Source organism: Aeromonas sp. 102P, assembly GCF_051920345.1.
GTDB classification, from domain to species: Bacteria; Pseudomonadota; Gammaproteobacteria; order Enterobacterales; family Aeromonadaceae; genus Aeromonas; species Aeromonas veronii.
In genome coordinates this window covers 4,091,159-4,111,894 of record NZ_JBQBCZ010000001.1, presented here as the reverse complement: position 1 = coordinate 4,111,894, position 20,736 = coordinate 4,091,159, and the positions used below count along the sequence as shown (strand labels likewise).

Here is a 20,736-nt window from a genome sequence, read left to right as displayed (position 1 = left end):
TTTTGCTTCTGCCGCGAGAGCAGCTTAGAAGATATCGTCGGTTGAGACAGGCCCTTCCACATCGGGGTTGTCACCGCCGTAGACCTGATTGCCATCCGAGCTCGGTGCTGCGTAGCGGGTCGGTTCGGTCCCTTCCTTGAAGTATTCGTCGGTGCCGCCACTGGTCGCCAGCAGGCCGGTTTCGCTATCAATCTTCACCGTCATGATCCCTTCGGGAACCGGCATTTTGTGCTCCGGCAGTTTTTTGAGGGCGACTTTCATGAAGTCGATCCAGATAGGCTGCGCGGCGCCACCACCAAACTCGGCACGGCCAAGGCCACGCTGGTGGTTGTCAAAACCGATCCATGAGGTAGCAACGATGTCCGGGGTGTAGCCGGAGAACCAGGCATCCCGCGATTCGTTGGTGGTACCGGTTTTACCGGAGATGTCGTGACGTTTCAGGTCGCGGGCTGCACGCCAGCCGGTACCACGCCAGCCGTTGCCACCCCAGATGGCTGTGCTCAGGGTGTCGGTGATCAGGAACGCACTCTGGGCACTGATGGTATGCGGTGCGATGGTTGGCGCGAGAGGGGTCTGCGTGCCATCTTGTGCGGCTCCATCAACAGTTGGCTCCGGCAGTGTGCTCTGCTCGGGGGCGGCCTGCTGTTCGCAGGTGGTGCAAGCAATAGCAGGATTGGCCTGATAGAGGGTGTTCTCCAGACTGTCGGTCACTTTGTCGATGAAGTATGGGGTCACCAGGAAGCCACCGTTGGCCAGTACCGAGTAACCACGCACTACCTCGAGGGGGGTGAATTCGGCAGCACCCAGCGCCAGCGACTCATGGGGAGAGATGAAGTCGCGGGGGAAGCCAAAGCGGGTCAGACCGTCGATATAGGTATCCAGACCGATGGCGCGCATCAGTCGAACCGACATCACGTTCTTGGACTTGGCCAGACCCAGACGCAGCGGGGTGGGGCCATCATAAACGGCCGGGGAGTTCTTGGGCTGCCACATGGGCCCTTTTGACGGATCCCACTGGTTGATCGGCGCATCGTTGATGAGCGACGCCAGGGTATAGCCGTGCTCCAGCGCGGTCGCATAGAGGAAAGGCTTGATATTGGAGCCGATCTGGCGACGCGCCTGATCGACCCGGTTGAATTTGGATAGTTCGAAGCTGAAGCCGCCAACCACTGCTTCCAGCGCGCCATTTTTCGGGTTCATGGCAACCAGCGCGGCGTTGACGTCCGGGATTTGGGCCAGCAGCAACTCTTCGCCCTCTTCCCGCACCCAGATCTGGGCGCCGACTTTCAGCACATCGCGCGCCGATTTCGGGGCATAGCTCTGACGGTCGTCGGTAATAAAGGAGCGGGCCCATTTGATGCCATTCCAGCCGAGCTCTGCTTCCTTGCCATTTTTCAGTACCAGCGTGGCGCTGCGATCACCAAGCTTGGTCACGACCGCCGCCATCAGCGGATCGTAAGTGGGCTGTTTGCCAAGGTGAGCGACAATCTGCTCGTAATCCCAGGCTGGCTCGCCAGCCTTCCACAACTGAGCCGTCGGGCCGCGATAGCCATGGCGCATGTCATAGGCAAAAACGCCATCCAGCAGCGCCTGTCTGGCTGCCCGTTGACGTTCGGCAGAGACGGTAGTGTAGACGTGCAGGCCCATGGTGTAAGCATCTTCACCGAACTGCTCGACCATCTTCTGGCGCACCATTTCACCGAGATAAGGGGCGTGCAGGGTCACTTCGGCGCCGTGAAAACGGGCCTTGATCGGCATTTTGGACGCTTCGTCAAACTGGGCCTGGGTGATCTTGCCGGTTTCCAGCATCCGGCCCAGCACCACGTTGCGGCGCGCAAAGGCCCGCTCGGGGGAGCGGATGGGGTTGAGCATGGAGGGAGCTTTCGGCAGACCGGCAATGATGGCGATCTCGTCCAGTCCCAGATCCTTGACCTCTTTACCAAAGTAAACCTGTGCCGCAGCACCGATCCCGAAGGAGCGATAACCGAGGGGGATCTTGTTGAGGTAGAGTTCGAGGATCTCATCTTTTGAGAGATTCTGCTCGATCCGCCAGGCCAGGAAGACCTCCTTGATCTTGCGGATAATGGTCTTCTCATTGCTCAGGAAAAAGTTGCGGGCAACCTGCTGGGTGATGGTACTGGCCCCCTGACGGGCATGGCCGGAAACAGCCCAGACGGATGCGGCTCGAATGATACCAATCGGGTCAATGCCCGGGTGCTCATAGAAACGTGCATCTTCGGTCGCCAGTACGGCATCGATCATGGGTTGCGGAATTTCGTCCAGACGCAGCGGAATGCGACGAATTTCGCCATATTGGGCGATCAACTCCCCATCCCGGCTGTAAACCCGCATCGGGGTTGCCAGCTTGACGTCACGCAGTGCGGTGACATCGGGCAGTTGGGGTTTGATATAGAAGTAGATACCGATGAGGCTGGCAACACCCAGCACAGCACCCAGCATCATGACAATAAACAGGCGAACGAGCCATTTCAGCATGGAAGAACTACCAATCGTCTTAAAATTAGCCAACGGGCGCAGAGTATAGCCCTTTTGCCATCGGGAATTCGAGGTTTTCCTGTGGCGAGCCACTCACCTCAAAAAGGATGCGAGAGGTTAGCACTACAGGGAGCAATTACCAAGGAGGGCCACTTGCCATGAAGAAAGCGAGATCGGTCACTTTTCGACATAAACTTTATGACATTGATAGTTAGAGCATTTAGGATGAGTGAAGCACTCCTCTGATCGGGTGTCCTACACTCTGTTCAGGAATAAAACCAAATAACGCATGGATGTGTATATGTTTGGGCTTTTTAACAAGGGATCCCTCCTCCCTCTGGTGGGCATTGATTTCGGCAGCCAGACCATCAAGGCCGTTACCCTCAGTGGCCGACCTGGCAAGCTTCATCTCGAATCGGTCGCCGATATTGCCACCCCGAAAGGGACGCTGGTTGACTATCAATTGCAGGATATCGAGCGTGTCAGCCAATCTCTCAAGAGCCTCAAGCGCCTGATCCCTGCTCACAGCGACTATGCCGCCACTGCGGTGACCGGCTCCAACGTGATAACCAAGGTGATCCAGATTGATGCCCGCCTCAGCGACAAGGAGCTGGAGAGTCAGGTGCAGCTGGAGGCCGAGCAGATCATTCCCTTCCCCCTCGATGAAGTGAGTCTCGATTTTGAGGTACTGAGCACCAACAACAGTGAAGATCGTCAGGATGTGCTGCTGAGCGCAGCCCGCACCGAGAGTGTCAACGGCCGGGTCAGCGCCCTTGCCGAAGCCGGTATTGCCGTCAAGGTGGTGGATGTGGGCGCCCATGCGCTGGGCCGTGCCGTGGTGGCTTGTCTGCCCGAATTGCAGGAGAGTGAACGGCCAATCGGAGTGATCGACATTGGTGCCAGTGCCATGACCTTTGCGGCACTGGTCAAGGGGGAGGTGATCTACTCCCGCTTGCAAAACTTCGGTGGCGATCAGTACAGCCAGGCGCTCTCCTCCTTTTATGGCATGACGCTGGATGAGGCTGAGCAGGCTAAAACCAAAGGTACCTTGCCTGTTGACCATGAGCTGGATGTGCTGATGCCCCACATCAACTCGCTGTTGCAGCAAGTGCGGCGCAATATCCAGCTGTTTTGCAGTTCATCCGGTTATCGCGACATCGCAAAACTGGTGCTGACGGGGGGAGGCAGTCTGCTGCCCGGTTTGTTGGTGCAGGTAAAAGAAGAGGTCAATTGCGAGGTATTGCACCCGGATCTGTTCGCTCTGTTTGGCAAACCGAAAGGAGAAGCCGAGCTGGTACATGGTGCTAAATATATGACGGCATTCGGGTTGGCTCTGAGGAGTTTCACACCATGTCAAATATAAACCTTCTGCCCTGGCGTGAAGCCCGTGCCCAGCGCCAAAAGAAACAGTTCGGGGCTTTGCTTGGGATTTTTGTGCTGGCCACGGTCGCGCTGGGATTTTTTGCCAACTGGCTGGTTGATCGCCAGATCGTCGCCCAGCAGCAGCGCAACCAGCGGCTGGTTCAGGAGATGACTATTCTGGATGCCCAACTGGGGGAGATCCGTCTGCTCAAAGAGCGTCGCAAGGAACTGATCGATCGGATGCAGCTCATCGAGCAGTTGCAGATGCGACGCAATGTGCCCGTCCGCCTCTTCAATCAGCTGCCTTCACTGGTGCCCAACGGGGTTTACCTCAACACCCTCTCGATGCAGAACAATATTATTGATGTTAATGGCAAGACCGAAGCCTATGGTCGGGTGGCCAGCATGATGCGAAGGATTGATGGTTCCGGCTGGTTGGGCCAGTCAAAGATAAGCACTATTTTTGCGGCTGATGTTGCGCCAGTGTCATTGAGCCAGTTTTCCATGATGTTCCTGATCGCCAACAATGCTGCGGCTGCAGGGAATGTGGCCAAGGAGCAACAATGAACCTTCAGCAACTCAACGAGTTGGATATCAATGACATAGCAAGCTGGCCAAAATGGGCAAAAGGGGTCTTCATCTTTTTCTGCTGCGTGTTGACCGGCGGCGCCATCTACTACTACGTGATTGCCAACTCACTGACCAGTTTGACTCAGGAAGCGGGGAAAGAGACCGAACTGAAAGCCCAGTTTGAAAGCAAGGCGATGCTGGCTGCCAACCTGGGGGCATACAAGGCGCAAATGGTTCAGCTTGAGCAACTGGTTGATACCCAGCTCAAGCAGTTGCCCAATACCCATGAGGTCGCCGGGCTGCTGGACGATATCAGCTTTATTGCTACCGACAACGGCTTGAAATTGAACCGGATCAACTGGGAACCTGAGGTCAAGCACGAGTTTTCGACAGAGCTACCGATGCGTATCGAAGTCGTGGGCACTTACCATCAAATTGGCAAGTTCACCGCTGACATGGCCGCTTTGCCCCGTATCGTCATCCTTGACTCCTTCACTCTGGGTCAGAGCAAGGATGAAGGGGAGCTGATTTCGATGTCGATGCTGGCCAAAACTTACAAGTACAACGGTAAAACAGTGGAGCCGAAACAATGAGACGCATCTGCTGGTTGTTGCCTGCCCTCTTGCTGGCGGCGTGTGGTGGCCAGGAGGACATGGATAGCTATGTCGCCCAGACCAAAGCAAGGCCGCCCATACCTATCGAGCCCTTGCCCGAGCTGAAGCCTTTTGCCCCTATGCACTACCAGCAACGCGAGTTGCGCAGCCCCTTCATGGTTCCCCAGCCTGAGGCGACGGTTGGAAGTACAAGCACTGCCAAGGCCCAGCCGGATTGTGCTCAGACCCTGATGGATCGTGAGAAAGAGGTGCTGGAAAATTATTCGCTGGCCAGTCTGTCGATGCATGGTTCTTTGGGTAAGGCGGGTCAGTTGTGGGCCTTGATCAGCACCCCGGATGGCAAATCGATGCGGGTCGGGCTCAACCAGTATATGGGGCTTGATCAGGGCCGGGTCATCAAGATCACTGACACAGCCGTGGATTTGCTGGAAACCATTCCGGACGGGAAGGGGTGCTGGGTAACAAGAGAAACCCAGTTGGCAATGGCCAATGTGCAAGAAAAACAATAATCAGGGACGAACAGCAATGAGAACAACAATAGAGAGTATATCCAAAGTGGCTTTGCTGTTTTGCGCCAGCGCCCTCAGTCAGGTGTGGGCAGTGGCAACCCTGCAGGAGATCAAGGTCAATCCGCTGCTTGCCGATCAATTGCTGGTGGAGCTCAGTTTCAGTGAGCCGGTCACGGGCCTTACCGATCGTCTCTCTTACCAACCCAATCAGCTGTTGTTGCATGTTCCCGGTGCGGTAGGGGCGCTGAAAGTGAACCCGCTGCCGATCCAGCGCTTGGGGGTAGATAATATCAAGGTTGAGGGTAAGGGAGCAGGTCTGGATATCAAGATCGCACTCGATCAGCTTGCTCCCTATCAGGTGCAGCAACAGGGGAACAAATTACTGGTGTCATTGGGCGAGGGGGCCTCTTCCTGGCTCATCAATGGTGAGAGCGCCCTGATTGCACCCGCAACCTCGGCTACTCCTGTGCCAGCGCCCTCTGCGATGGTGGCCACACCCTCTCCTTCGGCGCTGCTCAATCCTCAGGTCGTTGCCCGGTCTATGCCTGTTGCGCCCGTGACAACGCCGGTAGCCACACAGCCTGCCAGCAAGCCGGTGCTTAACAACTATCAGAGCAGTGGGGGCGGTGCCTATTTCAACTCGGTTACCGGTGTGGATTTTCGTCGTGGCAAAGATGGCCAGGGGGAGTTTCTGGTCACGCTGGATAACAGCTCGGCCGCTGTTGATGTGAGCAGCCGCGGCCAGACCGTATTGGCCAAGTTTCATGGCACTCGGGTACCGGATGGCTTGCTTAATCTGATCAACGTGCAGGATTTTGCAACGCCGGTCTCTCAGGTTGAAGTCTCCCGGCAGGGCAGCGATACCCTGTTTGAATTGTCGATCAATGGTCAGTTTGATTACCGTTACGATCAGGCAGACAAGCTCTTCATTATCGAGGTGAAAAAGCGGACGACGGCCACGGCATCCAAGCAGTATCAGGGAAAGCCCATCTCATTGAACTTTCAGGATATTCCAGTCCGTACCGTATTGCAGCTTATTGCCGATTTCAACAACCTTAACTTGGTAACCACAGATTCGGTATCAGGCAATATTACCCTGCGTCTGGATGGGGTGCCGTGGGAGCAGGCGCTCGACATTATTTTGAAGGTGCGGGGTCTGGATAAGCGGTTGGATAACAACATCTTGCTGGTAGCGCCTGCAGAAGAGATCGCAACACGCGAGAAGCAACAGCTGGAGAGCCGAAATCAGGTTGCCGATTTGGCTCCGCTCTATACCGAATATCTGCAGATAAACTATGCCAAGGCCTCGGAAGTGGCTGCCCTGCTCTCTTCCGAAAGTACCAAGTTGCTGTCACCCCGTGGTGCGGTGAGCGTGGATGAGCGAACCAACGTGTTGGTGGTCAAGGATACCGCCGATGTCATCAGCAGTATCAAGCGGATGCTCGATATTCTCGATATTCCGGTCAAGCAGGTGGTTATCGAGGCGCGGATGGTGACCATTGACGACGGCTTTGATGAAGCGCTCGGGGTGCGGTGGGGGGTGACCAAAAACGATGGTCATGGCAACAGTACGTCCGGTTCCATAGCGGGGAATGATGGCTCTGGTAACAACAATGGTGGCTCGGCAATTACCAGACCGACAAAAGACGAACGGTTGAACGTCAACCTGCCGGTGACCAATGCGGCCGGTACTTTGGCCTTCCAGGTTGCCCGTTTGGCTGATGGCACCTTGTTGGATCTAGAGTTGTCGGCGCTGGAAAAAGAGAGCAAGGCCGAGATTATCGCCAGTCCGCGGGTGACCACGGCGAACCAGAAACCGGCGCTGATCGAGCAGGGTACCGAGATCCCCTATGTGGAGTCCTCTTCCAGTGGCGCTACCTCGGTTACCTTCAAGAAGGCGGTATTGAGCCTGAAGGTTACCCCGCAGATCACCCCTGACAATCGGGTGATTCTCGACCTGACCGTAACCCAGGATACCAAGGGTGAAACGGTACCGACCGGTACCGGTGATGCGGTTTCCATCAACGCCCAGTCCATCACCACTCAGGTGCTGGTGAACAATGGCGAGACGCTGGTGCTGGGCGGCATCTATCAGCAGACCATCAAGAGCGATGTGACCAAGGTGCCGCTGCTGGGTGATATTCCCGGATTGGGGGCCTTGTTCCGCAAGACCACCAGCGAGAACAAAAAGCGGGAGTTGCTGATTTTCGTGACGCCCAAGATAGTTACCGACGCCTTCTGAATGCTTTACATGTGAGGGTAAAACACATATAACCTTACGCCCCAATAAGGCTGGGGCGTAAGGGCTGCGGTTGCCAGTCCCGATATCTATTGAGATAATCCCCCTCCTGATCCATCGCAAGATAAGGTTCATAGGTACCCCGATCCAGTATTCATCGGGGTCGTACAGTTTGTAATTACTAACGAAAAGACATGGCTGAGAAACGCAATATTTTCCTGATAGGTCCCATGGGTGCGGGCAAGAGCACCATAGGTAGACATCTGGCAGAACAACTGCATATGGAGTTTTTCGACTCAGATCATGAGATTGAGCGCCGCAGTGGTGCTGATATCGGCTGGGTGTTCGATGTTGAAGGCGAAGAAGGTTTCCGGATTCGCGAAGAGAAGGTGATCGGCGAATTGTCAGAGCAGCAGGGTATCGTGCTGGCGACGGGTGGCGGTGCCATCAAGAGTCGCGAAACCCGCAACAAGTTGTCTGCTCGTGGCATCGTGGTCTACCTCGAAACCACTATCGAAAAGCAGCTGGCGCGCACACAGCGAGACAAACGCCGCCCTCTGCTACAGACTGAAGAACCGGCACGCGAAGTGCTGGAACGTCTGGCACAAGAGCGCAATGCCCTGTATGAAGAGGTTGCCGACTTTGTTGTGCACACCGATGACCAGAGCGCAAAAATCGTTGCCAATCAAATTGTAAAGCTGATCGGTATGTAATCTAGAGGACGTCCATGGAACGGTTGAAGGTCGAACTGGGTGAACGCAGCTATCCCATCGAGATAGCTGCCGGGTTGTTGCAGCGCCCCGAGGCGCTGGTATCGACCATCAAGGGCAAGCGGGTGATGATAGTGACCAACACGGTCGTTGCTCCGCTTTATCTTGAACGGGTAACCGCTCTGCTGTCGGGTTTTCAGGTTGAACACCTGATCCTGCCTGACGGTGAGGCATACAAGAACCTGGCGACCTTTGAGCAGATCATGTCTGCTCTGCTTGAAACCAACCATGGGCGCGATACGACACTGATCGCTCTGGGGGGCGGCGTGATCGGGGATGTGGTGGGCTTTGCGGCAGCAAGCTATCAACGTGGCATTCCTTTTATCCAGATCCCGACCACTCTGCTCTCCCAGGTTGACTCCTCTGTTGGCGGTAAAACTGCTGTCAACCACCCCCTCGGCAAGAACATGATTGGGGCTTTTTATCAGCCCAAACAAGTTGTTATCGATACCGAGTGTCTGAGTACCTTGCCAGCCCGCGAATTTGCCGCAGGGATGGCCGAGGTGATCAAATACGGCATCATTTGGGATGCTGATTTCTTCAGCTGGCTGGAGCAGAACATGGTGCGTCTGCAACAGCTGGAACCTGCCGCGCTGGCCTACGCCATCAAACGCTGCTGCGAGATCAAAGCCGATGTGGTCGGTCAGGATGAGACCGAGCACGGCGTCCGTGCGCTGCTCAATCTGGGTCACACCTTTGGTCATGCTATCGAGGCCGAGCAGGGGTATGGCAACTGGCTGCACGGCGAAGCAGTATCCGCTGGCACCATGCTGGCTGCCTGGACTGCGCAGGCCCGTGGCGATATGAGCGAAGCGGACGTTGCGCGTGTGCGTGCTCTGCTGCTGGCCGCTAATTTGCCCATTCATGCGCCTGCCGAGATGGATTTCGCCGCCTTTATTCGCCATATGCGCCGTGACAAGAAGGTGCTGGAAGGCAAGCTGCGTCTGGTGTTGCCGGTTGGCATCGGCCATGCGCAGGTGGTGGGGGATGTGTCCGATGCCGAGTTGCTGGCGGTGATCGAGTCTGGTCGTGACGAATAAACTGCTAAAACTTCCTTCCCAGCGGCAGCTGGTTGACCGGCTGCTGCATCTGATTGAATTCAATCACCCTTTCATTTTTCTCTCCGGTAAACCCGGTTGTGGTCGCGGTACCCTGTGCGAATCCCTGCTCGGCGTGTTGCCGGAAAAAGTGCGGGTGGTGAGCCTGATCGGCACGCCTGCCATGAAGATGGTGGATGTACGCCAGCTGTTGCTGCCACAGGTGGTGGCGCGCCCGCTGTTCAATCCACAGGATGCGCTGGCGGAGAGCTTCTTTCGCATGCTGGAGGGGAGCAAGCCAGCCACCCTGTTGCTGCTGATAGAGCGGGCCGACCAGTTGCCAGCCGAATTGCTGGGAGAGTTGTGGGCGATCATCCGTCATAACGATACCCTGGCGGCGCCCCATCAGCTGGCCATTATTGTCTCGGGTAGTGACGTCTGGTGTCGTACCCAACGACCGCAGCTCAAAGGGCGTGCCATGCCAGCCCTTGAGCTGGAAGTGCCGCCCCTGAGCCCGCCCGAGCAGCGCATCTTCTTGTATGAAAAAGCCAAAGAGCTCAAGATCCCGGCGACCCTCTTGCCCAAGCCGCAAGTGGAGGAGATCCTGAAAACGGCGAACGGACATCCGTCCACCATCATGCAGTTACTGGAGGATATCATGACCGACAGAAGGCCCAAGAAGCGTCAGGCGGAGTTGCCTGTCAAGAAGATTGCCACTGCTATCGCGCTGGTCGCTGGCGGCCTGCTGGCGCTGAGCTACCTGCTGCCTGCGCTGTTTGACAATGAAAGCAAACCGGCGCTGCAGGATCCGGCGCAGAACACGGCATTGCCGATCCCGGTAGCGGGAGGCGATCCCCTCACCGCAGGCGGTTCGAATACCGATGCCGCTGCACAAGGCGCGCAAAACAGCGCTGCAGCCAGCAATCCCAACGGGGTGGTGAAGGATTGGCAGCCGGAGGCGAAAGTGCTGCCCAAATCGGTGGAGAGCGAAACTGTGACCACCGAATCAACCAATTACGAAGGGCGTCGGGTGGTGATCTCTGACGAGGTCGTGCAAAAGCTGATGACCGAACCCAAGGTGAGCGGCGCACTGCCTACTGACGTGGTGGACGAGCTGACCGGCAAGAACCCGAGTGGCACAGCCCCCAGTGGTGCAGTCGCAACCACGGCGCCAGCCAGTACCTCCAAAGCACTGAATCCGGCGACAACCGCAACGCCTGCTGCTACCACCAAAACAGCCAGCAACGAGCCGGTTGCCGCGCCAGCACCCAAAGTGGCCCTGACACCGGTCGCCACCTTGAACAAGAAGCCGCGTAACCACTACAGCGTTCAGCTGATGGGGGCGAGCAACACCAAGGCGGTGGATCAATTTGTTGCCGAGCATGGTTTGGCGGGTAAGGTATGGGTCTATCAGACCAAATTCCGTGGCAGCCCCTGGTATGTGGTGCTGCAAGGGGATTATGCCGGTCTGACCCAGGCCAAGAGTGCCATTCGCAAGCTTCCGCCAGCCTTGCTGAAAGGTCAGCCCTGGCCCAAGTCGTTTGCACAGGTACAAAAAGAGCTGAAGCAATAGCCTTGATACCGGATAAGGGGGTAGAATCGTCCCCCTTTTTGGGTCTTGCCTTCTTACACACCGGATTTCCATGAAAAAAACACGCGCTTTTTTAAAATGGGCCGGGGGAAAATACTCCCTGGTTGAAGAGATTGCCGAGCGCCTGCCGGCCGGGCGTGTGTTGCTGGAGCCCTTCGTCGGGGCCGGGTCAGTGTTTCTCAACACCGACTACGACGCGTATGTGCTCAACGACATCAATCCGGATCTGATCTGCCTGTACAACCACCTCAAGCTGACGCCGGACAGTTTCATTGCCGAGGCGCGCAAGCTGTTTGTGGCAGAGCACAACCACAAGGCGGCCTATTACCGGCTGCGTACCCAGTTCAATCAGACCGAGACCACCTTCGAGCGGGCACTCTTGTTCCTGTTCCTCAACCGTCACGGTTTCAACGGACTGTGCCGCTACAACAAGAAGGGCGGCTTCAACGTGCCGTTCGGTTCCTACAAGAAACCCTATTTCCCGGAAAAAGAGCTGTGGGCCTTTGCCGAAAAGGCGCAGAAGGCGACCTTTATCTGCGAGAGCTACGCCGATGCCATCAAGCGTGCCGAAGAGGATTGGGTTATCTATTGTGATCCACCCTATGCGCCGCTCTCCACTACGGCGAGCTTCACCACCTATGCCTCCGGTGGGTTTACCCTAGATGATCAGGCGATCCTGGCGCGATTGGCCCGCCACACCGCCGCTCACAAAGGGGTGCCGGTACTGATCAGCAACCACGATATCGAGCTGACTCGTGAGCTTTATCGCGGTGCTCGCCTCGACGAGATCCTGGTCAAGCGTACCATCAGTCGCAACGGCGGCACCCGTAACAAGGTTGCCGAATTGTTGGCGCTCTATCCGCCCGGAATCGAACCGGAGCAGGGCTACTATCCCAGCGACAGTGAACTGCTGCCACTGACGTAACAGACCATGCGGCGCCCAGGGGCGCCGTTTTTTATGGGCGAGTCCGCGCCCGTGCCGATGTCCTATAACCCGGGTTGCTGGGGGAGGGGAGGTGATTGCCCCATTTACCCCGCATTCGAGTCGTTTTCGCCCGCCTTTTACGTTAAAATTGCGCCGCTTTTTCTCCCTGGCTGCCAATGGATGATGCTGATGAAAGACTTTCTGATTGCCCCCTCGATCCTCTCTGCCGATTTTGCCCGTCTGGGTGAAGATGTAGCCAAGGTACTGGCTGCCGGTGCCGACGTGGTTCACTTCGACGTGATGGACAACCACTATGTCCCCAACCTGACCATTGGCCCCATGGTCTGTCAGGCGCTGCGTGACTACGGTATCGAGGCCCCCATCGACGTGCACCTGATGGTCAAGCCGGTGGATCGCATCATTCCTGATTTTGCCAAGGCGGGTGCTTCCCTCATCACCTTCCATCCGGAAGCATCCGATCACGTTGATCGCTCTTTGGGCCTCATCAAGGAGATGGGCTGCCAGGCCGGTCTGGTGCTGAATCCTGCTACCTCGCTCTCCTGCCTCGAGTATGTGATGGACAAGCTGGACGTGATCCTGCTGATGTCGGTCAATCCGGGCTTCGGTGGTCAGAGCTTCATCCCCGGTACCCTCGACAAGCTGCGTCAGGTGCGTCGTCTGATCGACGAGAGCGGCCGCGATATCCGTCTCGAGATCGATGGCGGGGTGAAGGTCGACAACATTCGCGAGATCGCCGAAGCCGGCGCCGACATGTTTGTCGCCGGCTCTGCCATTTTCAGCCAGCCTGACTATAAAGCGGTGATCGACAAGATGCGTGCGGAGCTGGCTCATGTCACACGCTGAGCGCGCATTTGATTTGGTGCTGTTCGATCTGGACGGCACCCTGATCGACAGCGCCGCCCAACTGGCGCTGGCAGTCAATCTGACGCTGGCTGATCTGGGTCTGGAACAAGCAGATGAAGCGGTTATCCGTACCTGGGTCGGCAATGGCGCCGACAAGCTGATCCAGCGGGCCCTTGCCTATCGCGAGGCCGACCCCGAGCTCTTTGCCAAGGCCCGTCCGATCTTTTTCCAGCACTACAACGCCTGTTTGCTGCAGGGATTGGCCATGTATGATGGGGTTGCCCGGAGTCTGCGCCGCTTGCAAACCCTGGGCTACAAGCAGGCGATCGTCACCAACAAGCCGAGCGATTTCGTGGCCCCTATCCTCGATGCTCTTGGCATCAGCGATTGCTTCGCGCTCTGGCTCGGTGGCAACTGCGTGCCGGTCAAGAAGCCGAGTCCGGAACCCTTGCTGCACGCCTGCCAGGAGCTGGGAGTGAGTCCGGCTCGCACCCTGATGGTGGGTGACTCCGAAAATGATGTGCTGGCTGCCAAGGCGGCCGGCATGAAGGTGGTGGGGCTCACCTACGGTTACAACTATGGCCGCCCCATCGCCGACTCCCATCCAGACTGGGTATTCGAGCAGTTTGCCCAGCTCGATGCACTTTTGGTCTAATAGCGCAGCTGGGCTGGCTGAATAACAAGGATTAACACTCTCATGACTAAACCAATCGTATTGAGCGGAGCGCAACCCTCCGGTCAACTGACCATCGGCAACTACATGGGGGCCCTGCGTCAGTGGGTCAACATGCAGGATGAGTTCGACTGCCTCTACTGCATCGTCGACCTGCACGCCATCACCACTCGCCAGGACCCGGCTGCCCTGCGCAAGGCTTGTCTGGACGCGGCCGCCCTCTATCTGGCGGTCGGTATCGATCCCAAGAAGAGCACCGTCTTCATCCAGTCTCACGTGCCGCAGCACGCTGAGCTGGGCTGGATCCTCAACTGCTACACCCAGATGGGTGAGCTGTCGCGCATGACCCAGTTCAAGGACAAGTCCGCCCGTTTCGAGAACAACGTCAACGTCGGCCTGTTCGGTTATCCGGTGCTGATGGCTGCCGACATCCTGCTCTATCAGGCCAATCAGGTGCCGGTCGGCAACGACCAGAAGCAGCATCTGGAGCTGACCCGCGACATCTGCACCCGTTTCAACAACCTCTATGGTGACGTGTTCACCATGCCGGAGCCCTTCATTCCGACCGAAGGGGCACGGGTGATGAGCTTGCAGGATCCGACCAAGAAGATGTCCAAGTCGGATGACAACGAAGCCAACTTCATCGGCCTGCTGGAAGATCCCAAGCAGATCGTCAAGAAGATCAAGCGTGCGGTGACCGATTCCGACGAGCCGGCGGTGGTGCGTTTCGACCCGGAAAACAAACCGGGTGTTTCCAACCTGCTGACCCTGATGTCCGGGGTGACGGGTCGCTCCATCCCCGAGCTGGAGCAGCACTTTGAAGGCAAGATGTACGGTCACCTCAAGACCGAAACCGCCGAAGCCGTGGTTGCGCTGCTGGAACCGATCCAGGCCCGTTTCCACGAGTTGCGTAAGGATGAGGCCCATTTGATCGCGATTCTGGCAGAAGGCGCACAAAAGGCGCGCGAAAGAGCTGAAAAAACCCTGACCAGCGTATATGATGTAGTCGGCTTCGTTCCTCGAGCCTGACATACTGGGAAGGTGTAGTAGAAGAGAGCTGGGTATTTGCCTGGCTTTCTTTATTTTCTGCCCGGCTATTTTGTTTAATTTCTTTATTTCAACCTGGGTAATATCCCCAAGAGAAAGCATGCCTGTTCAACCAACTATTTCTGCTGAAGAGCTGAGTGACAAAGGTCACTGGCTACGTAAATTTCGCAAGGCGAAAAACCTCAATACCCTGCAGTTGATGGTCTCCAATGCCATCGACAAGCACCATAAAACCCCTGCCGTTGCTGCCGCCATCTATCTGGCCGAGTGTCAGCGTGAGCGGGAAATGGAACAGGGTCGTTATCTCGATCGTTAATTCTCCGCTGTTGGTTATCTCATGCTGTTGTTGATCGATAACTACGACTCTTTTACCTGGAACCTGGTGCAATATTTCGGCGCCCTGGGACAAGAGGTTGTGGTCAAGCGCAATGATGAACTGACGCTTGATGCCATAGCGCAGCTCTCCCCCCGTTTTCTGGTGATCTCTCCCGGTCCTTGTACGCCCAATGAGGCGGGGATCTCTCTCGACGCTATCAGCCACTTTGCTGGCAAACTGCCCATTCTCGGCGTCTGTCTCGGTCATCAGTCGCTGGCGCAGGCCTTCGGCGCCCGCGTAGTGCGTGCCCGTCAGGTAATGCACGGCAAAACCTCGCTCATCCGCCATCGCAATGAGGGGGTGTTCAAGGGGCTCAACAACCCTCTGCGGGTGACCCGTTACCACTCCTTGGTGGTGGAGCGCGACACGCTGCCCGACTGCGTCGAGATCACCGCCTGGAGCGAGCATGCCGATGGCTCGTTTGACGAGATCATGGGGCTGCGCCACAAGACGCTCCCCATCGAGGGTGTTCAGTTCCATCCGGAGAGTATTTTGAGCGAGCAGGGCCATCAGTTGCTGGCCAACTTTCTGGCGCGTTCATAAAAAAGTTGTGATCGCCTTCTCAAGTTCGAGAGAAGGCAAAAAAAATTTCCCTGACACTTTATTCACCCCCTCTCCTGCCCAAATTATCTCTTGCCAAGCCCCCCTGAGTCGTTATGCAATGCGGTTGCCTAAAATCTCAAGAGCAATCGAACATTGTTCCTTATAGGCCGTCTTGTTACAGACTTTTTACTTTATTTCTGTGATAATCCCGTCACGTTTACACGGATTTAACTTTTGGGCGGTGGATTATTCTGTCGCCGAATCGAAGGAGAGCTATATGTCAGAGTTGTTGGCAGTGACACGTGAAGTGTTTGATGAAGTGATGGTTCCCAACTATGCGCCCGCCAAGATCATCCCGGTGCGTGGTGAAGGGTCACGTGTCTGGGATCAGGAAGGGCGCGAGTATGTCGACTTCGCCGGTGGCATCGCCGTCAACGGTTTGGGTCACTGTCATCCCAAGCTGGTCGAGGCCCTGAAAACCCAGGGCGAGAAGCTGTGGCACCTCTCCAACGTCATGACCAACGAGCCGGCCCTGCGTCTGGCCAAGAAGCTGGTTGCCGCCACCTTCGCCGACAAGGTCTACTTCTGCAACTCCGGCGCCGAAGCGAACGAAGCGGCTCTCAAGCTGGCTCGCCGCTACGCCATCGAGAAGTTTGGCGAGCAGAAGACCCAGATCATCGCCTTCAATCAGGGTTTCCACGGTCGTACCTTCTTTACCGTCAGCGTCGGTGGCCAGGCAGCCTACTCCGATGGCTTCGGTCCCAAGCCCGGTGACATTACCCATGTTCCCTACAACGATCTGGCTGCGCTGGCCGAGGTGATCTCCGACAACACCTGCGCCGTGGTGATGGAGCCGCTGCAGGGGGAGGGGGGCATCATTCGTCCTACCGACGAGTTTGCCAAAGGGGTGCGCGAGCTGTGCGACAAACACAATGCCCTGCTGGTGTATGACGAAGTGCAGTCAGGGGTTGGCCGGACCGGTGATCTCTATGCCTATATGGGTCTGGGCGTCACGCCGGACATCCTCACCAGCGCCAAGGCGCTGGGGGGCGGTTTCCCCATCGGCGCCATGCTGACCACCAACGAAATCGCCTCTTACTTGAAAGTGGGCACTCACGGCTCTACCTACGGCGGTAACCCGCTGGCCTGTGCGGTCGCCGAGGCGGTGATCGACGTGATCAATACTCCGGAGGTGCTGGCAGGCATCAAACAGCGTGAACAGCTGTTCCGCGAGGGGCTCGAGGCGATCAACGCCAAATACCACTGTTTAGCGAGATCCGCGGCAAGGGGCTGCTGCTGGGCGCTGCCCTGAGCGATGCCTACAAAGGGCGTTCCCGTGACTTCCTGCTGGCCTCCATCGATCAGGGGCTGATGGCACTGGTAGCCGGTACCAACGTGGTTCGTTTTGCCCCTTCACTGGTGATCCCGGAAGCGGACATCAAGGAAGGGTTGGCCCGCTTCGAGAAGGCGGTTGCCCAGGTGGTTAACGCCTGATTCCAGATTGAGGTGGGGAGCTCTCCCGGCAGGAGCCGGGACCCCACCTGTCGTCAATGAAAGGGAGTTGTCATTTATGTTGGTTATCCGTCCCATCGAGCAAAAAGATTTTGCCGGGCTCAAGACCTGCGCCATCGAGTCCGGCACCGGCATGACCTCGTTGCCCGTCAACGATGAGCTGCTGCAGCGCAAGATTGATGCCTCTACCCAGACTTTTTCCGACAAGCCCGCCGGCAAGGGGGACTGCCTCTACTTCTTCGTGGCTGAGGATCTGGAGACCGGCGAGATGGTCGGCACCTGTGCCATCGATGCCGCGGTTGGCCTCTCCCAGCCGTTTTACAACTACCACATCGGCAAGGTGGTGCACTCTTCTCCCAAGCTTGGCATCTACAACGTCGTTGAAACCCTGACCCTCTCCAACGACTACACCGGCAACTCCGAGCTCTGCACCCTGTTTTTGCGCGAATGTGCCCGCGAGGGGCTCAACGGCCGCCTGCTCTCCAAGCACCGCTTTCTGTTTATGGCCGAGCACCCCGAGTTGTTTGACGAGACCGTCTTCGCCGAGATGCGCGGCGTCTCCGATGCCAACGGCCACAGTCCCTTCTATGAGTGGCTGCAGACTCACTTCTTCTCGATGGATTTTCCTACCGTCGACTATCTGACCGGCATCGGCAAGAAGCGCTTTATCGCCGAGTTGATGCCCAAGTACCCCATCTACGTCAATTTGCTGAGCAAAGAGGCGCGGGCCGTTATCGGCCAGACCCACGAGAAGACCCGCCCGGCCATCAAGATGCTGCAGGACGAGGGCTTCGTGAACCGTGGTTACGTCGATATTTTCGATGCGGGCCCCACCGTCGAGTGCGACGTGAAGAATATCCGCAGCGTGCGCCGCAGCAAGAAGCTGCGGGTGCTGGTGGGCGAGCCCATCGGTGGCAAGACCCACCTTATCTGCAACAGCCGTTTCGAACATTACCGCGCCTGCTACGGCAATATCCGGGTCGATCTCGACAAGCATGAAGCCATCATCCCGCCCAAGATGGCGGCGGCGCTCAAGGTGCAGGATGGCGACATGGTGCGGGTGGTCGACCTCGACTGAGACAAACAGGACAAGCAAACCGATTATCAGACAGGCAGCCGAGGCTGCCTGCCAGCGACAGGGAGTGAATGGATGAGCCAGTTAGTGCAATTTATCGACGGTCAGTGGCTTGCCGGTGAAGGCAAGCCGTTCGAGTCAACCGATCCGGCCAAGAACGAGGTGATCTGGCAGGGGGCTGCCGCCAGTGCGGCGCAGGTGGATGCCGCCGTCAAGGCCGCCCGTGCCGCCTTCTACCACTGGGCGGACATGAGCCTTGAGGAGCGTCTGGCCATAGTGCGTCGTTATGCCGATCTGCTTGGCGAGCAGAAAGAGGCGCTGGCCCTGACCATCGCCCGTGAAACAGGCAAACCGCTGTGGGAGACCCGCACCGAAGTGGCCGCCATGCAGGGCAAGATTGCCATCTCCATCCGTGCGCACGACGAGCGCACCGGCACCGTTGAAAATGCCATGCCGGGCGCCAAGGCGTTTGTCCGTCACAAGCCCCACGGTGTGGTGGCGGTGTTCGGCCCCTACAACTTCCCGGGTCATCTGCCCAACGGCCATATCGTACCTGCACTGATCGCGGGTAACGCCGTGGTGTTCAAACCCTCCGAGCTGACCCCCATGGTGGCCGAGGCCATGGTCAAGGTGTGGCAGCAGGCCGGATTGCCCAAGGGCGTGCTCAATCTGGTGCAAGGGGAGGTCGAGACTGGCAAGGCGCTGGCTGGCAACCCCGACATCGACGGCCTCTTCTTTACTGGTTCTTCCCGCACCGGTCATTTCCTCCATCAGCAGTTTGCCGGTCAGCCGGGAAAAATTTTGGCGCTGGAGATGGGCGGCAACAACCCGCTGATTGTGAAAGATGTGAGCGACATCGACGGCGCTGTCCATGCCATCGTCCAGTCTGCCTTCATCACTTCCGGTCAGCGTTGTACTTGTTCCCGCCGTCTGTTTGTCGAGCGCGGCGAGCGCGGCGATGCGCTGGTCAAGCGACTGATCGAGGTGGTCAGCCAGATCAAGGTCGGCCTCTATGACGCCGCCGAGCAGCCTTTCATGGGTTCGATGATTAGCGAGAAGGCAGCACTGGGCATGGTCGAGGCGCAAGCCAACCTGCAGCGTCTCGGTGGCGAGAGCCTGCTTACCCTCAAGCACCTGGAAGCGGGTACCGGCTTTGTCTCCCCGGGCATTATCGATGTGACCTCAGTGAGCGAGCTGCCGGACGAAGAGTACTTCGGCCCGCTGCTGCAACTCATTCGCTATGACGATTTCGATGCCGCCATCGATCAGGGCAACGCCACCCGCTACGGTCTCTCGGCCGGTCTGCTGGGGGACAAGGAGGCGGACTGGCACCACTTCTTCAAGCGGATCCGTGCCGGTGTCGTCAACTGGAACAAGCCCATCACCGGTGCATCCAGTGCCGCGCCGTTTGGTGGCATCGGTGCTTCTGGCAATCACAGGGCGAGCGCCTACTACGCAGCTGACTACTGTGCGTATCCGGTTGCCTCCGTCGAAGACAGCAAAGCCGCCATGCCGGAGCAGCTGTCGCCCGGCCTGCGCTTCTGATAACGACACGGGGCATCCAGCGGTGCCCCCATCTGTACCCGCAATCAAAGGAAAGAGAGATGCAAAAGGATATCGACACCCTGTTCAGCCATCTGTGGGACAACTACATCAAGGTGACCCCGAGCGCCCTCAAGGTGCACACCCTGCTGGGTGGCGGCGAGCCCATCGTCAACGATCACGTGGCGTTTCGTACCTACAACCTGCCCAAACTGGGGCTGGAGAAGCTGGCGGCCCACTTTCTGGCGCTCGGTTACGAGCAGAAGGGCGAGTATGTTTTCAAGGCCAAGAAGCTCTACGCCAAGCACTTTGAGCATCAGGATCCGGATGCTCCCAAGGTGTTTATCAGCGAGCTGAAGGTGGAAGAACTCTCCCCAGCGGCACAGGCCATCATCCACAAGCTGGCGGATCAGGTGCCCGATCATCTGACCGATACCCCGGCATTTCTCTACACCGGTGCCCCCTGGCAGGTCTCCTATGCCGATTATCAGACTCTGCTGGCGGAGAGCGAGTATGCGGCCTGGATGGCAGCCTGGGGTTATCGTGCCAACCACTTCACGGTCAATATCAACAAGTTGAAGGATTTCGACACCATCCATCAGGTCAATGCTGCGCTCAAGGCGGCGGGTTTCGTGCTCAACAGCGTGGGTGGCGAGGTGAAAGGGGACCCGCAGGTGATGCTGGAGCAATCCTCCACCATGGCCGACAAAGCCGAGGTGCCGTTCAGCGATGGGGTACGTACCATCCCGAGCTGCTTCTACGAGTTTGCCCTGCGCTATCCGCAAGCCGATGGCGTGCTCTATCCGGGCTTTGTCGAGGCCTCGGCGGACAAGATCTTCGAATCGACGAATGCCATGTAACGGGAGCCACCCTGTTTCAGTCGCAACGCCTCCTCTGTGGAGGCGTTTTGTTTGGCGCCGAGTGACGGTGGCGAGTGTTGTCTGACGCCGCGTGGGGGGGGATTTGTACGGCGCCCAATCGGTAAATGTGT

Annotated in this window: 18 protein-coding genes and 1 pseudogene; 18 read left to right on the top strand and 1 reads right to left on the bottom strand. The window is 57.5% G+C overall.

All coding sequences use genetic code 11. From position 1 onward, the window contains the following. Positions 1-24: 24 nt before the first annotated feature. Positions 25-2,496, bottom strand: coding sequence for a penicillin-binding protein 1A (locus ACTG1K_RS19295; protein WP_279461738.1), 2,472 nt, complete (start codon positions 2,494-2,496; stop codon positions 25-27). A gap of 301 nt (positions 2,497-2,797) precedes the next feature. On the opposite strand from ACTG1K_RS19295, the gene tapM reads away from it, so the two are divergent. From tapM to ACTG1K_RS19205, 18 genes and pseudogenes are all read left to right on the top strand, one after another. Continuing rightward, complete coding sequence (gene tapM / locus ACTG1K_RS19290) at positions 2,798-3,859, top strand: PilM family type IVa pilus assembly protein TapM (protein WP_005362273.1); 1,062 nt, start codon at positions 2,798-2,800, stop codon at positions 3,857-3,859. After that, on the top strand, positions 3,847-4,425 hold the full coding sequence (gene tapN / locus ACTG1K_RS19285; protein WP_139476498.1) for a PilN family type IV pilus biogenesis protein TapN: 579 nt from the start codon (positions 3,847-3,849) through the stop codon (positions 4,423-4,425). The genes tapM and tapN overlap by 13 nt, the downstream gene beginning before the upstream one ends. Beyond that, positions 4,422-5,021, top strand: coding sequence for a PilO family type IV pilus biogenesis protein TapO (tapO, locus tag ACTG1K_RS19280; RefSeq protein WP_005353996.1), 600 nt, complete (start codon positions 4,422-4,424; stop codon positions 5,019-5,021). The genes tapN and tapO overlap by 4 nt, the downstream gene beginning before the upstream one ends. After that, positions 5,018-5,551: a pilus assembly protein PilP gene (locus tag ACTG1K_RS19275; protein ID WP_005335020.1), complete on the top strand. Its 534-nt coding sequence runs from the start codon at positions 5,018-5,020 to the stop codon at positions 5,549-5,551. Before tapO ends, ACTG1K_RS19275 begins: the two co-directional genes overlap by 4 nt. Positions 5,552-5,567: 16 nt before the next feature. Then, positions 5,568-7,793 carry a type IV pilus secretin PilQ gene (gene pilQ / locus ACTG1K_RS19270; RefSeq protein ID WP_440006408.1) on the top strand — a complete coding sequence of 742 codons (2,226 nt, stop codon included), beginning with the start codon at positions 5,568-5,570 and terminating at the stop codon, positions 7,791-7,793. Between the two features lie 191 nt (positions 7,794-7,984). Beyond that, a complete protein-coding gene (aroK, locus tag ACTG1K_RS19265; protein WP_005335014.1) occupies positions 7,985-8,503 on the top strand; it encodes a shikimate kinase AroK in 519 nt (172 codons plus the stop codon). Positions 8,504-8,517: 14 nt separating this feature from the next. Continuing rightward, a complete protein-coding gene (gene aroB, locus ACTG1K_RS19260) occupies positions 8,518-9,600 on the top strand; it encodes a 3-dehydroquinate synthase (protein ID WP_021229792.1) in 1,083 nt (360 codons plus the stop codon). After that, positions 9,590-11,170, top strand: coding sequence for an SPOR domain-containing protein (locus tag ACTG1K_RS19255; protein ID WP_376888854.1), 1,581 nt, complete (start codon positions 9,590-9,592; stop codon positions 11,168-11,170). The genes aroB and ACTG1K_RS19255 overlap by 11 nt, the downstream gene beginning before the upstream one ends. Before the next feature lie 70 nt (positions 11,171-11,240). Next, positions 11,241-12,113 carry a Dam family site-specific DNA-(adenine-N6)-methyltransferase gene (locus ACTG1K_RS19250; protein WP_005335008.1) on the top strand — a complete coding sequence of 291 codons (873 nt, stop codon included), beginning with the start codon at positions 11,241-11,243 and terminating at the stop codon, positions 12,111-12,113. Between the two features lie 189 nt (positions 12,114-12,302). Beyond that, complete coding sequence (rpe, locus tag ACTG1K_RS19245) at positions 12,303-12,977, top strand: ribulose-phosphate 3-epimerase (protein ID WP_110302575.1); 675 nt, start codon at positions 12,303-12,305, stop codon at positions 12,975-12,977. After that, positions 12,964-13,632 (top strand): phosphoglycolate phosphatase, encoded by a 669-nt coding sequence (locus tag ACTG1K_RS19240; protein ID WP_440006405.1) that lies wholly within the window; start codon positions 12,964-12,966, stop codon positions 13,630-13,632. The genes rpe and ACTG1K_RS19240 overlap by 14 nt, the downstream gene beginning before the upstream one ends. 42 nt (positions 13,633-13,674) lie before the next feature. Continuing rightward, positions 13,675-14,679: a tryptophan--tRNA ligase gene (gene trpS, locus ACTG1K_RS19235; RefSeq protein ID WP_440006403.1), complete on the top strand. Its 1,005-nt coding sequence runs from the start codon at positions 13,675-13,677 to the stop codon at positions 14,677-14,679. Between the two features lie 118 nt (positions 14,680-14,797). Beyond that, entirely contained in the window at positions 14,798-15,013 is a 216-nt protein-coding gene (locus ACTG1K_RS19230; protein WP_005334997.1) for a hypothetical protein, read from the top strand. A 21-nt stretch (positions 15,014-15,034) separates the two neighbouring features. Further along, positions 15,035-15,616, top strand: a complete 582-nt coding sequence (locus tag ACTG1K_RS19225; protein ID WP_425854921.1) for an aminodeoxychorismate synthase component II — start codon at positions 15,035-15,037, stop codon at positions 15,614-15,616. A gap of 277 nt (positions 15,617-15,893) precedes the next feature. Beyond that, positions 15,894-17,110, top strand: a pseudogene (locus tag ACTG1K_RS19220) (aspartate aminotransferase family protein). 76 nt (positions 17,111-17,186) lie between these two features. Further along, positions 17,187-18,206 carry an arginine N-succinyltransferase gene (astA, locus tag ACTG1K_RS19215; RefSeq protein ID WP_005334994.1) on the top strand — a complete coding sequence of 340 codons (1,020 nt, stop codon included), beginning with the start codon at positions 17,187-17,189 and terminating at the stop codon, positions 18,204-18,206. 72 nt (positions 18,207-18,278) lie between these two features. After that, positions 18,279-19,748: a succinylglutamate-semialdehyde dehydrogenase gene (astD, locus tag ACTG1K_RS19210; protein WP_440006401.1), complete on the top strand. Its 1,470-nt coding sequence runs from the start codon at positions 18,279-18,281 to the stop codon at positions 19,746-19,748. 59 nt (positions 19,749-19,807) lie between these two features. Then, entirely contained in the window at positions 19,808-20,605 is a 798-nt protein-coding gene (locus tag ACTG1K_RS19205; RefSeq protein WP_021229798.1) for a DUF1338 domain-containing protein, read from the top strand. The last annotated feature ends 131 nt before the right edge of the window (positions 20,606-20,736 follow it).